We start from the raw sequence: 13,455 nt of genomic DNA on the forward strand, positions 1-13,455 counted from the left end.
CAATGCGCTGGATAGCTCCATTTTTGCTAAATTTGTAAAGGGTTTAGCGTAATTTTCAGGTAAAAAAGTTTATACTGAATAAAGAACTAAAAATAGGGGCGATTTAATATGAAAACAGTTGTTGTATTAGGTGGCGGAATTACAGGATTGTGTACGATGCATTATTTGCAACGCCAAGTTCAGGAGAAAAACTTAGAAGTAAAGCTTGTGCTTGTAGAAAAAAATACATACCTTGGTGGCAAGCTTCACTCTGCATATGAACAAGGCTTCATCCTGGAAACAGGAGCAGATTCCATTGTAGCGCGTCATAAAGGTGTTATTGAATTAGTAGAGGAACTTAAATTTGAACAAAATCTTGTGTACAACGAAACAGGTATTTCGTATATTTACACAAATAATGAACTACATGCCATTCCAGCAGACTCAACGTTCGGTATTCCAATGAACTTACAATCTCTTGAGGAAAGCACACTTGTCTCACAAGAGGGTAAAGAAGCAGCATTAAAGGATTTAACAATGCCAAATGAAGGGTTTACAAAGGAAAGCTCTATTGGGGAATTTTTAACGTATTATTTAGGCGAGGAGCTTGTTCAAAACCAAATAGCGCCCGTACTTGCAGGTGTATATTCAGGAGATTTAAATCAACTTTCAATTGCTTCCACTTTACCGTATCTAATCGATTACAAAAATGATTTCGGTAGTATTATTAAAGGTTTCGATGCAAACAGGGAACAATTTGTGCAAGCTGCAAATAAAAAATTTATTTCCTTTAAAAATGGTTTATCATCACTAATTGATCGACTTGAAGAAACATTAACGGATGTAGAAATTATTAAGGGAATTGCCACTACTAGTGTTAAAAAGCAGGAGAATCAATACTCCGTTACATTAGCAAACGGTAAAATGATTGAAGCAAATCATGTTGTATTGGCACTTCCGAATGAATCGGTACAAAGCATATTGCAGGATGAATCTTTGAACCGCTATTTTGAACAATTCAATACTGCCTCCGCAATTACGATTTATTTAGGATTTGATGTACCCGATAATAGATTACCTGCAGATGGAACAGGCTATATTGTGTCACATAATTCGGATGTTATATGTAATGCAGCAACTTGGACAAGTCGCAAGTGGAAGCACACCTCAGCAGAAGGGAAATTACTTGTGCGACTTTTTTATAAGAGCATTAACCCTGAGTATGAGAGATTACGTTTAATGACAGATGAAGAGTTGGCAGCTGTTGCCCTAGAGGATGTAAGAAAAAGCTTGGGGATTGAGGAAAAACCAACTGTTGTTGATGTGACAAAATGGATCGACCAAATGCCGAAGTATGACTTGGCACATCGTGAAGCGTTGCAAGGTCTAGTACAAGAGCTTGAGAAAAACTATCCAAATCTATCAATAGCGGGATGCTCTTATTTTGGAGTAGGCATAGGTGCTTGTATTCAAAATGGTAAAAAAATTGGTGAGGAGCTTGCTGGAAAACTATCGTAATTGTTTGATTTAAAGCAAAATATAGTATTTCAGGTGGAAATTATCCTCTGTTCAGTGAAATAGTCTTGACTCAATCGTTCGTTAACGATATGATTCTTTTAATTATTTAAAAAATTCATACTACATTCTTATCAAGAGAAGCTGAGGGACTGGCCCTATGAAGCTTCAGCAACCAACTTATTGTCAGGTGCTAAATCCAGAAGACCATTGTGTCGAAGATGAGAAGGAAAAACAATTACGAAACGACGTAAAAGCCTTCTTTTTTTTTGAAAGAAGGCTTTTTTTATTTTAAAGATAAGGGAAGCGAGGCTAGTTTTATGGGATTGCTTGAAAAGTTAAAAACGCATGTTCTTACAGCAGATGGTGCAATTGGTACAGTATTATACGGCTATGGCTTGGAGTACTGTCATGAAGAAATGAATGTTCATAGACCTGAATTAATTGAAAAGATTCATAGAGAATATATAGCAGCTGGAGCCGATATTATTCAAACGAACACTTACGGAGCTAATGCCATAAAGTTAGCCCGCTATGGATTAGAATCACGTGTGCAGCAGTTTAATGAAGCCGCTATGACGATTGCCAAACGAGCAGCGGCAGATGGTGGACAATTTGTCTTGGGTACTATTGGGGGGATCCGTGGTATTCGAAAGAGTGACGCAACATTAGAGGAAATTTTAGCAACGGTTGAAGAGCAAGCAACTGTTTTACTTGCAGGAGTTCCAGACGGCCTTTTACTTGAAACATATTATGATTTTGAAGAGCTAACAGCAACTTTGACAATGCTACGAGCTAAAACAACATTACCGATTATTGCTCAAGTTTCTATGCATGAACCAGGAGTTTTGCAAAATGGAATGAGTTTAAATAACGCTTTACATGAACTTGAAGCGCTAGGTGCTGATATCGTAGGTGTTAACTGTCGCTTAGGTCCTCACCATACTATACAAGCATTTGAAGGTGTAGAGCTTCCTGAAAAGGCATTTATGTCAACGTATCCGAACGCATCTCTTCTTGATTTGGAGGATGGCCGTGTTGTTTATGAATCAGAAGCAGATTATTTTGGTCGAGCAGCTGTAGAGCTTCGAGATCAGGGGGTACGTTTAATCGGTGGCTGCTGTGGTACGACACCGAAGCATATTGCCGCGGCGAAAAAATACTTAGAGGAGCTATCTCCAGTAGAGGAAAAGCACGCGAAGCCAGAAAAAGTAGAGGTTGTACGTGAGGCAGAGCCACCAAATTATGAGCCATTACATGTAAAAGTAAAACGTGAACGCTCAGTTATAGTGGAGTTAGATACACCAAGACATTTAGAAATTGAAGGCTTTATTGAAGGTGCCCAAAAATTATATGAAGCAGGCGCAGATGTAGTCATGATGGCTGATAATTCACTTGCATCCCCAAGAATTAGTAATGTTGCAATGGGTGCCTTACTAAAAGAAACACATGGGGTACGCCCGTTGACACATATAACATGCCGAGATCGTAATTTAATTGGTCTTCAATCACATTTAATGGGATTAAATGCACTAGGCATTCATGATATTTTAGCAGTTACTGGAGATCCGACAAAGGTAGGCGATTTCCCAGGGGCGACTAGCGTTTATGACGTATCTTCAATGGAGCTAATCCAGTTAATAAAACAGTTAAATGAAGGAGTATCATTCTCAGGGAAACCTCTTCGTAAAAAGGCGAATTTCTCTGTAGCGGCTGCGTTTAATCCCAATGTACGTGTATTAGACCGAGCTGTAGCACGATTAGAAAAGAAGATTGAGCATGGGGCAGATTATTTTATTTCACAGCCTGTTTATTCAAAGGAAAAAATCGTGGAAATTTACGAGGCGACAAAGCATTTAGAAACACCAATTTATCTAGGCATTATGCCAGTAACGAGCTATAAAAGTGCGGAGTTCTTACATCATGAAGTGCCGGGCATCAAACTATCTGATGATGCGTTAGCCCGCATGAAGGCTTGTGGTGATGATAAAGAACGCGCAACACTAGAAGGAATTGCAATTGCCAAGGAGTTAGTAGAAGTAGCAGCGGAATATTTCAATGGTATTTACCTCATCACACCATTTTTGCGCTATGATATGACACTAGAATTGATGGAATTTATTGAGCAATTGGATGAACAGAAAAAAGGGGTAAGTATAAATGGCTAAGCACTTGATTGAAGAACAATTAGAAAAACGAATTTTAATTCTTGATGGCGCAATGGGTACAATGCTACAAAATGAAAATTTATCAGCAGAGGATTTTGGCGGCGAGGAATATGATGGCTGTAATGAAAATCTTGTGCTAACTAGACCAGATGTGCTTGAAAAAATTCATGGAAAATATTTAGAGGCTGGAGCAGATATTATTTGTACAAATACATTTGGAAGTACTCCACTTGTATTAAATGAATATGATCTTGGTACGAAAGCAGAAGAGATTAATAAACGCGCTGTAGAAATTGCACGCAAAGTAGTGGATGAGTTTTCAACGTCCGATTGGCCTCGTTTTGTAGCGGGGGCTATGGGACCAACTACAAAAACTTTGTCAGTTACAGGTGGTATTACATTTGAAGAGTTAGAGGAAAACTTTTATGTTCAGGCGAAGGCACTAATCGAAGCTGGAGCCGATGTTCTGTTGTTGGAAACGAGTCAGGATATGTTGAATGTTAAGGCAGGTACACTGGGTGTATCTCGTGCTTTTGAAACAACTGGAAAAGAGCTACCTGTGATGATATCAGGAACAATTGAACCTATGGGTACGACACTTGCTGGTCAAACAATTGATGCTTTTTACATTTCCATCGAGCATATTAAGCCATTGTCAGTTGGCCTAAACTGTGCGACTGGGCCAGAGTTTATGACTGATCATATTCGTTCACTAGCAGAGCTTTCAACAGGCTATATTAGCTGTTATCCGAATGCAGGCTTACCTGACGAGGAGGGCTGCTATCATGAGTCGCCTGAATCATTGTCACGGAAGCTAAAAGGCTTTGCTGAAAAGGGCTGGCTGAATATTGTCGGAGGCTGCTGTGGTACAACGCCAGCGCATATTGCTGCTATTCGAGAGGTGCTAAAGGACGAAAAGCCTCGACAATTACCAGATGCAACACATGGTCATGTAGTATCAGGTATCGAGCCATTGGTGTATGACGACTCTATGCGTCCATTATTTATTGGAGAACGGACAAATGTAATCGGCTCTCGTAAATTTAAAAATTTAATTATTGATGGGAAGTTTGAGGAAGCAGCAGAAATCGCGCGTGCTCAGGTGAAAAATGGAGCACATGTTATCGATATTTGTTTAGCAAATCCTGACCGTGATGAACTAGCCGATATACGTGGCTTTATGCAGGAGGTTGTAAAAAAAGTAAAAGTACCTCTTGTAATTGACTCAACAGATGAAAAAGTAATTGAGGAAGCACTTAAGTTTTCTCAAGGGAAAACCATCATTAATTCGATTAACTTAGAGGATGGCGAAGAGCGTTTTGACGCAGTTTTACCGCTAGTGAAAAAATATGGTGCCTCTTTAGTTGTGGGTACGATTGATGAGCAAGGTATGGCGGTTGACCGACATCGCAAGCTAGAGATTGCTGAGCGTTCCTATAAATTGTTAACAGAAAAGTGGGGTATTGCTCCTGAAGATATTATCTTTGATCCACTAATGTTCCCAGTAGGTACGGGAGATGAACAGTATATTGGCTCGGCACTCGAAACGGTGGAAGGAATTCGCCTGATTAAAGAAAAAATGCCTCGTACATTAACGGTGCTTGGTGTAAGTAATATTTCATTCGGATTACCACCCGTAGGTCGTGAAGTATTGAATGCCGTGTATTTATATCATTGTACACAGGCTGGTTTAGATTATGCAATTGTGAATACGGAGAAGTTAGAACGTTATGCATCGATTCCAGAGGCAGAGATTAAGCTAGCAAATGATTTACTCTTTCATACAAATGATGAAACATTAGCTGTCTTCACGGATTTCTATCGTGATAAAAAGAAGGAAAAAACAGAGGCAGATATTCCGAAAACAGTAGAAGGTCGCTTAGCTTACTATATTTTAGAGGGTACAAAAGAAGGGCTTATTGAAGATTTAGAGGCTGCTCGTGAAATTTTCGAAACACCGCTTGCTATTATTAATGGACCATTAATGGATGGAATGGCAGAGGTTGGCCGCTTATTTAACGATAATCAGCTGATCGTAGCAGAAGTATTACAATCAGCAGGGGTTATGAAGGCAGCGGTGGCACATTTAGAGCAATTTATGGAGAAAGATGAAGAGAGTGCTGGCAAGGGGAAGATGGTACTTGCAACTGTAAAAGGCGATGTGCATGATATTGGGAAAAACCTTGTTGATATTATTTTAAGTAATAATGGCTATAGGGTGATTGATCTTGGCATCAAAGTAACACCTGCCCAGTTAATAGAAGCGATTCGCAAGGAAAAGCCAGATTTCATCGGGCTTTCAGGCTTACTTGTAAAATCAGCGCAGCAAATGGTTATTACAGCTCAAGATTTCAAGGAAGCAGGTATTGACGTACCTATTTTAGTAGGGGGAGCGGCATTATCCCGTCGCTTTACTGAAACAAAAATTGCCGGCGAATATAATGGACCTGTCATTTATTCAAAGGATGCGATGCAAGGATTAGAGCAGGCAAATAGGTTAATGGGGACAGATACACGTGCAGATTTCTTAGCTGAAATTAAGGAATCGCGTGAAAAACGCTTAGAGGCAGACGAAAAAAGAGCGGCTCGCCCTATAAAAGAAGTAACTATAAAGCCTGTACGCACAATAAAGGAAGCGTCTGTCTTTCTACCAGCAGATGTGCGCCGCCATGTAAAGAGAGAATATGCTGTTTCGCATTTATATCCATATGTTAATATGCGGACATTACTTGGACATCACCTAGGTTTAAAGGGTCAAGTACAGCAATTACTTGATGCTGGCGATGCAAGAGCAACGGAGTTAAAAGATTTAGTTGACGATTATTTACAAAGGGACCTATTGAAACCATCAGGTATGTATCAGTTTTTCCCTGCACAAGCAGATGGGGATGATGTAGTTGTTTATGATCCAGCAGATAGCAAAACAGAAATTGAACGATTTACCTTCCCGCGTCAGCAAGTTGAACCGTTTTTATGTCTTGCAGATTTCCTAAAAACAGTTGAAAGCGATGAAATGGACTATATTGCCTTAATGGTGGTAACGGCAGGACAAGGGGTTATGGCAAAGGCTCGTCAGCTAAAAGAGGAAGGGAAATTCCTTGAAAGTCATGCATTACAATCTACAGCCCTTGAACTTGCAGAAGGCTTTGCGGAGCGTATGCACCAAGAGATTCGTGACCAGTGGGGCTTCCCAGATGCGACAGATTTTACAATGCGTGATCGTTTCGCGGCAAAATATCAAGGACAGCGCTTCTCATTCGGCTATCCTGCATGTCCAAACTTAGAGGATCAAGAGAAATTGTTCGGTTTATTAAAACCAGAGGACATTGGTGTTCATTTAACGGAAGGCTTTATGATGGAGCCAGAAGCTTCTGTTTCAGCAATTGTCTTTGCACATCCAGATGCTCGATATTTTAATGTGTAATGTTGAAAAAAGTGGTATAACATTATGTAATGAATCAAATGTGATAGTTTAGTTTTAGTGATAAACCCTATTATGGTTGGGACGTGAGCATGATGATTCGATTAATGGAAGAGAGAGATTTACCCGAGGTTTTAGACATCTATAATGACATTATTTTAACGAGCAAGGCCGTTTATCGATATGAAACACAGTCGTTGGAAGAAAAAAGGCAATGGTACAAGGAGCAACAAGCAACTGGTAATCCACTGCTGGTTTTCGACGAAAATGGCACTGTAGCCGGCTTTGCAACATATAGTCAGTTCCGTCCATATCCTGGTTATAGGTACACAATGGAGCACTCTGTGTATGTGCATAAGGATCATTATCAAAAGGGAATAGCTACACAGTTAATGCATGAGCTTATTCGAATTGCGGAAGAGCAAGGTGTGAAAACACTAGTAGCAGGCATTGATGGTGAAAACATCGGAAGTATTAAAGTACATGAAAAACTAGGCTTTGAATATGCGGGTACAATTAAAAACGCAGGCTATAAATTTGGACAGTGGCTAGATCTTGTATTTTATCAACTACAGTTAACTGGACCAAAAGCATAGAAAGGGTATGGCATGTCAAATCCTTCAGGCTGAAGACAAACTCTATTTTATTTGCATAAAGCAGTATAGTAATTTAATCGTGAGACCTCGACATTCAGTATTTTGTGAGGAACGTCGAAAAGTATTGTTTTCCTCCATAGTGGATTTTTATGATATTTTAATAAATAGTTATATTCTTTTGGATTAGCTTGTCTACTTATGCTAATGATGAGGAGTTGTTGATTTTTCACGGAGAGTGGCGACTCCTGCGGGATTAGCTTGCGCTGAAAGCCCCGCAGGAACGCAGTGACGAGGAGATTGAAGCCGAGCCCGCGGAAAGCGCCAACTCGGAGTGAACATCAACCTTTGTTTATTGATACAAATTATTTAATGTTTATTCTTTTGACGAAAAGATAAAAGGATATGACAAATGTCATATCCTTTTTATGATGTTTGCTTCTGTTACAGATTATACTCTTGTTTTATGATGAGGTCATAAGGAAAAGGAAACGAGGGAGTAAAAACAATGGCAACAGATCGAGAAAAAACAAAAAAACTGCGCCAGGATGTAGCACCATTTGCGAAATCTGATACAGTTAAAAGTATTTTTCAAATGGTGAATACGATTGTACCTTTAATCGCTTTATGGGTAGCTGGCTATATGTTAGTGGATGTTTCACCATGGTTAACAGCTGGATTAAGTGTAATTTCTGCTGGCTTTGTCGTACGAACATTTATTATTTTCCATGACTGTACACACGGTTCATTTTTCAAAAGTAAAAAAGCAAACGACTGGGTTGGTTTTGTAACTGGGGTGTTCACATCATTCCCGTATGAAAAATGGAAGCGTGAGCATACAATTCACCACGCAACTAGCTCGAACTTAGACAAGCGTGGTATTGGTGATATTGATATGATGACAGTGGAAGAGTATTTAGAAGCATCTAAAGGACAACGTTTATGGTATCGTTTTTACCGTAATCCGTTAGTAATGTTCGGCTTAGGCCCATTATATATGGTATTAGTGTTAAACCGTTTTAATCGTAAGGACGCTAAACAGAAGGAACGCTTTAACACATATTTAACAAATGTCGTTATTGTGGGAATTTGTGTAGCTTTAATTTACTTTATGGGTTGGCAAGCATTTTTATTAGTACAGGGTGTAACATTATTTATTGCTGGTTCTCTTGGTATTTGGTTATTCTATATTCAACATACGTACGAGGATTCTTATTTTGAACATGACTCAGAATGGGATTATGTAAAGGCTGCTGTTGAAGGTAGCTCGTATTATAAATTACCAAAGCTATTACAATGGGCTACAGGTAATATTGGCTTTCACCATGTACATCATTTAGCCCCTCGCGTACCAAACTATAACCTTGAAAAAGTGCATAATGAAACACCGCCATTACACACGGCGACAACAATTACATTACGTAAAAGTTTAGAATCGTTACGCTACAAGTTATATGATGAAGAACAAGGTAAGTTTGTAACTTTTAAAGAAGTTAGTGAAATAATCAAACGAAAAGCAAGAGGCAGTTTCGCTGCTTAGTAGAATTTTTTCAGCCATCTCATTAAGGGGTGGCTGTTTTATATATTTTACTGTCAGGTGTGTTGGCCAGGGAAATATTAGTTTATCGTGTTATAAAAGGCTCATCACCAAAAGTTGTGGATGACATTTTTAAGACGTAGCTTGTATATAAGTTGATTGGAGTGGGGGCTGGGCGACTCCTTGGGGCTCATCGGATGCCCCAGGAAAGCGCCCAGTAGGAACGGAAATCAACCCCATGTTATGAAAATGAGCCAATTACTACAGGGATGTAATTATATGGATAGTGCATTAAAAACCATGTTCAGGCACAAAATTAATTTTCTTGTTATAATAAGGGAAAAGTAGGAAAGAGCGTGAGATTATGATGAGGAAATGGCACAGTATTATTCCGAATAGTCCAATGCTCAGTATATATTTATGGATTATTTTCTGTTTCCTACCGTTTTTCTTCATTTTTAGAAAATCATCCTATATAGAAATATCAATTGGTATTACATTTTTAATGCTATATTTTATCTTCTATCGGTTTTCCATGAATTCGAAAAGCGGTCTTGTTTATATGTGGATTAGCTTTGAAATGGTCATTAATATCGTCATGACCATATTGTATGGCTATGTGTATTTATCAATTTTCACAGCTTTCTTCATTGGGAATATTCGTAAACCTGTTGGCTTCTATATTATGTACGGGCTACATATTGGCTTCACGGTTATTTCGACAGGTGTTGGCTTCTTTGTTGAGCTACACTTATTTTTATCACAACTACCGTTCGTTGTTTTAACGATTCTAGCAGTTGTACTTATGCCACTAACGATTTATTCAAAAAATAAACGTGAAAATTTAGAGGGGCAGCTTGAGACTGCTAATGAACGAATAGCTGAGTTAATTATTTTTGAGGAACGACAACGTATTGCTCGTGACTTACATGATACTCTCGGTCAAAAGTTATCAATGATAGGACTAAAAAGTGACTTAGCTTCAAGATTAATTGAACGAGATCCACAGCAGGCTCTAACGGAGATTAAGGATATTCGTCAAACAGCGAGCATCGCATTAAAAGAGGTACGTGAATTAGTATCAGGTATGCGAACAGCTAGGTTTGAAGACGAGCTTATGCGTATTTCTCAAATATTAAAGGCAGCCGAAATGGAATTCGTATTTCATGGTGATAAAGATTCATTGCAAGTACCACCACTTGTAGAAAATGTATTATCCATGTGCTTAAAAGAGGCGGTTAATAATGTCGTTAAGCATAGTGGCGCTACAAAATGCGAAATTGCCTTCCATCAAAATTTTAAGGAAGTATATTTAATAGTCCGTGATAATGGACAAGGAATCACGAAAAAGCAAGCATGGAAAACTGGTAATGGATTAAAGGGAATGCGTGAACGCTTAGAGTTTATAAACGGTTCCTTTAAAATCGAAAGTGAAGAGGGCACTACATTAACAGTGTCGATTCCAGTGGCGATTACGCATCAGAAGGTCAAAGAAAATCTGAAGAACATATAGAAAAGAGGATTGTGACATGATACGAATTGTAATTGCTGAAGATCAGGGGATGCTATTAGGCGCACTTCGTTCTTTACTTAGTATGGAAGATGATATGGAGGTCGTCGGCTTAGCAAAAAATGGTGAGGAAGCATTGGCGCTTGTAGAAGAGCATCAGCCTGATATTTGTATTATGGATATTGAAATGCCGGTGAAAACTGGACTGGATACTGCCGAGGAACTGCATTGCTTAGGTTCGGATTGTAAAGTGATTATATTAACGACATTTGCAAGGCCAGGTTATTTTGAACGTGCAAGAAAGGCTAGTGTTCGTGGCTATCTACTAAAGGATAGTCCGATCGAAGAATTGGTCAGTGCCATTCGCACAATTATGGATGGCAAAAGAATTTATGCGCCTGAACTCGTTGACTTTGTCTATGAGGATGATAGTGAAAATCCATTAACAGACCGTGAGAGCCAAGTACTGACACTTGTTGCAGAGGGGAAGACGACAAAAGAAATTGCTGCAGAATTATTTTTATCGGCAGGAACTGTCCGCAACTATATCTCAACTATTTTAGAAAAATTAAATGTAGGGAATCGTATTGAAGCTATTGCACGCTTTAAAGAAAAAGGGTGGAATAAATAAAGAAAAGCATTAATACCCTTATACCTAAGAAAGGGTATGGGTTAAAAATAGACTTAAGGCATTGGATAATTTAAATTCAGTGCCTTTTGTCATTTTAAAAAGATATTAGGATATTGTATATTTTGACTATTAATGATAAGATTTAGTAAACTTTAAACATTTTAATGGGAAGGATGGAAGTAATTATGAGAAAAATTATAAAAGTTACTTCAACAGCATTATTAGCAACAACATTCGCTGTAACTAGCGCATATCCTTCAGCCGTTTCTGCTGCAAGCAACGATATGGTGGATCCAGTAGTTGAGACGGAGACATCTATCCCATTACAAAGTAGTATGGATCTAGCTGTTCAGGCGGCATTAGTCGGTCCTGAAATCAAAAAATTAAATGTACTAGGTCATGAATTTAATGTAAAACCAGCTTCTATTTCGAAAAAGAATGATCTAACAGTTGTAAATGGACAAATCTCCCATCACTTAAGCTGGCGTCCGGATGATCAGTTATACTACCGTATTGATATAGAAAATGGAGAAGTAAAGCAAGTGGAGATTAAAATTGACCGAGGAGGTTGGACAAGTTTATCTGCTCCATTTATTGCTACATTAGCACAAAAAAATGATATTCCGATTACGCTCGAAATGATCCAAGAGCTTGGGCAAAAATTGGGTAGTTTTATTGATGGTAAATGGGAGTATGCAGCAGAAGCAATTGTTTCAACTATTGCTTTACATGTTGAATAATTTTAACTTCTTAAGTCTCCTACCTCTATTAGTGATGAGATGAATGAAGGTTTAAGAACTTTTCAACGGTGTCCAAACATCCGATGAAAGAAGTTAAGGCTCCGGACGCAATTATGCCGAGGCGTAATTGATTCAGTGTCAGTGGGGCTTTTCTTCATCCCCACTGATTATTTTTATTACACATTTTTTACGAACTCTCAATGATTGGAATTACTCTTATGGGAACAACAAATAAACTGAGAATCTGAAATCAAGCAGTGAGGGAAGCAGCTTAGTGCCTGTGGAAAGTAATTAAAGCCAGAAGCTTATTCAATTAAGCTTCTGGCTTCTTTATGTGGGACCTTATTTTTTACGTTTTGTTAAACGTCCAAGAACGAATGCACCTGCTGCTACAGCAAGGACGGTGTTCGTTTTTTTCGTAAATACTTGCTTTGTAACAAGATTAAGATTTTGGGGACGCTCCGCTAAACGGCGCATAAAGTAGCCGTACCAATCTTCGCCGAATGGCACATATACACAGAAGTTATAGCCTTCTTTAGCAAGCTCTTTTTGCATGTCTGTACGGAAACCGTAAAGCATTTGGAACTCGAATTTATCGAGTGGAATATTATTGTCAGCTACAAAGCGTTTTACGTGTGCAATAACATTATGGTCATGTGTTGCTATAGACGTAAATTTACCGTGTAGTAAATGATATTCGATTAGCTCAATGAAGTTTAAATCAATATCTAATTTATCTTGGAAAGCAACATCCACAGGTTCCTTATAAGCACCTTTTACGATACGTAGACGATAGTCTTTGAATTTCTCAATATCGTCTTTCGCGCGGTAAAAGTAAGATTGGATAACAGTGCCTACATTATTAAATGTTTTGGATAGCTCTTCAACCATATCAAAGGATGTTTGCAAACGACCGTAGTCTTCCATATCAAAATTAACAAATATATCATATGCTGCTGCTTTCTCTACAATCTCATATAAATTGTCGTAGCAAAAATCAACATCAATATCTAAGCCTAATTGAGAGGGCTTTAACGAAATATGCGCATCAACGCTGTTTTCATGAATAGCTTCAATAACAGCAAGGATTTGTTCTTTAGCTTTAGTTGCTTCTTCTTCAGTTGAAACAAACTCCCCTAAATTATCTACTGTGCAAGAGATATTTTGTGCGTTAAGCTCTTTGATGCTCGCAATCGTTTCTTCAATATTTGTACCAGCTACTACACTTTGCGCTCCTAATTTTAGACCGTATTTTTTTGCAGTACTATTTAATAGTTGGTTTTCAGATAAATGGATGAAAAAATCGCGTAATAACATGGTCATTCTCCTCACTGCATTTTTCTTTTTAGTATAACATAATT

General features: G+C 38.4%; 9 protein-coding genes and 1 riboswitch. Of the genes, 8 read left to right on the top strand and 1 reads right to left on the bottom strand.

Features of this window, described 5'->3' with window-relative positions; all coding sequences use genetic code 11:
- Nucleotides 1-108: 108 nt before the first annotated feature.
- The 8 genes from AN161_RS13345 to AN161_RS13380 all read left to right on the top strand — a co-directional run bounded on the left by AN161_RS13345 (nucleotide 109) and on the right by AN161_RS13380 (nucleotide 12,094).
- The gene (locus AN161_RS13345) at nucleotides 109-1,497 is read left to right on the top strand and encodes a protoporphyrinogen oxidase (protein WP_053594854.1); all 1,389 of its coding nucleotides are present in this window, start codon (nucleotides 109-111) and stop codon (nucleotides 1,495-1,497) included.
- 125 nt (nucleotides 1,498-1,622) lie between these two features.
- Nucleotides 1,623-1,722: riboswitch (SAM riboswitch) on the top strand.
- A gap of 92 nt (nucleotides 1,723-1,814) precedes the next feature.
- Nucleotides 1,815-3,662 (top strand): bifunctional homocysteine S-methyltransferase/methylenetetrahydrofolate reductase, encoded by a 1,848-nt coding sequence (locus AN161_RS13350; protein WP_053594885.1) that lies wholly within the window; start codon nucleotides 1,815-1,817, stop codon nucleotides 3,660-3,662.
- Nucleotides 3,655-7,086, top strand: coding sequence for a methionine synthase (gene metH, locus AN161_RS13355; protein WP_053594855.1), 3,432 nt, complete (start codon nucleotides 3,655-3,657; stop codon nucleotides 7,084-7,086). Before AN161_RS13350 ends, metH begins: the two co-directional genes overlap by 8 nt.
- Nucleotides 7,087-7,178: 92 nt before the next feature.
- The gene (locus AN161_RS13360; RefSeq protein ID WP_053594856.1) at nucleotides 7,179-7,679 is read left to right on the top strand and encodes a GNAT family N-acetyltransferase; all 501 of its coding nucleotides are present in this window, start codon (nucleotides 7,179-7,181) and stop codon (nucleotides 7,677-7,679) included.
- Nucleotides 7,680-8,184: 505 nt separating this feature from the next.
- Nucleotides 8,185-9,216 (top strand): fatty acid desaturase, encoded by a 1,032-nt coding sequence (locus tag AN161_RS13365; RefSeq protein ID WP_053594857.1) that lies wholly within the window; start codon nucleotides 8,185-8,187, stop codon nucleotides 9,214-9,216.
- 502 nt (nucleotides 9,217-9,718) lie between these two features.
- A complete protein-coding gene (locus tag AN161_RS13370; protein ID WP_198926884.1) occupies nucleotides 9,719-10,726 on the top strand; it encodes a sensor histidine kinase in 1,008 nt (335 codons plus the stop codon).
- A 16-nt stretch (nucleotides 10,727-10,742) separates the two neighbouring features.
- A complete protein-coding gene (locus AN161_RS13375; protein WP_053594859.1) occupies nucleotides 10,743-11,354 on the top strand; it encodes a response regulator transcription factor in 612 nt (203 codons plus the stop codon).
- Between the two features lie 185 nt (nucleotides 11,355-11,539).
- Complete coding sequence (locus AN161_RS13380; protein WP_075807240.1) at nucleotides 11,540-12,094, top strand: hypothetical protein; 555 nt, start codon at nucleotides 11,540-11,542, stop codon at nucleotides 12,092-12,094.
- A gap of 342 nt (nucleotides 12,095-12,436) precedes the next feature.
- Here the strand turns inward: AN161_RS13380 and AN161_RS13385 are convergent, their stop codons facing one another.
- Nucleotides 12,437-13,411, bottom strand: coding sequence for a proline dehydrogenase family protein (locus AN161_RS13385; RefSeq protein WP_053594861.1), 975 nt, complete (start codon nucleotides 13,409-13,411; stop codon nucleotides 12,437-12,439).
- Nucleotides 13,412-13,455: the final 44 nt, after the last annotated feature.

The organism is Lysinibacillus sp. FJAT-14222 (assembly GCF_001278875.1).
GTDB classification, from domain to species: domain Bacteria; phylum Bacillota; class Bacilli; order Bacillales_A; family Planococcaceae; genus Lysinibacillus; species Lysinibacillus agricola.

Excerpts from the sequence above, each read along its gene's own strand:
- AN161_RS13380 (WP_075807240.1), top strand. The coding sequence starts at position 11,540 with ATGAGAAAAATTATAAAAGTTACTTCAACAGCATTATTAGCAACAACA.
- metH (WP_053594855.1), top strand. The coding sequence starts at position 3,655 with ATGGCTAAGCACTTGATTGAAGAACAATTAGAAAAACGAATTTTAATT.
- AN161_RS13365 (WP_053594857.1), top strand. The coding sequence starts at position 8,185 with ATGGCAACAGATCGAGAAAAAACAAAAAAACTGCGCCAGGATGTAGCA.
- AN161_RS13345 (WP_053594854.1), top strand. The coding sequence starts at position 109 with ATGAAAACAGTTGTTGTATTAGGTGGCGGAATTACAGGATTGTGTACG.
- AN161_RS13385 (WP_053594861.1), bottom strand. The coding sequence starts at position 13,411 with ATGTTATTACGCGATTTTTTCATCCATTTATCTGAAAACCAACTATTA.
- AN161_RS13350 (WP_053594885.1), top strand. The coding sequence starts at position 1,815 with ATGGGATTGCTTGAAAAGTTAAAAACGCATGTTCTTACAGCAGATGGT.
- AN161_RS13370 (WP_198926884.1), top strand. The coding sequence starts at position 9,719 with ATGCTATATTTTATCTTCTATCGGTTTTCCATGAATTCGAAAAGCGGT.
- AN161_RS13375 (WP_053594859.1), top strand. The coding sequence starts at position 10,743 with ATGATACGAATTGTAATTGCTGAAGATCAGGGGATGCTATTAGGCGCA.
- AN161_RS13360 (WP_053594856.1), top strand. The coding sequence starts at position 7,179 with ATGATTCGATTAATGGAAGAGAGAGATTTACCCGAGGTTTTAGACATC.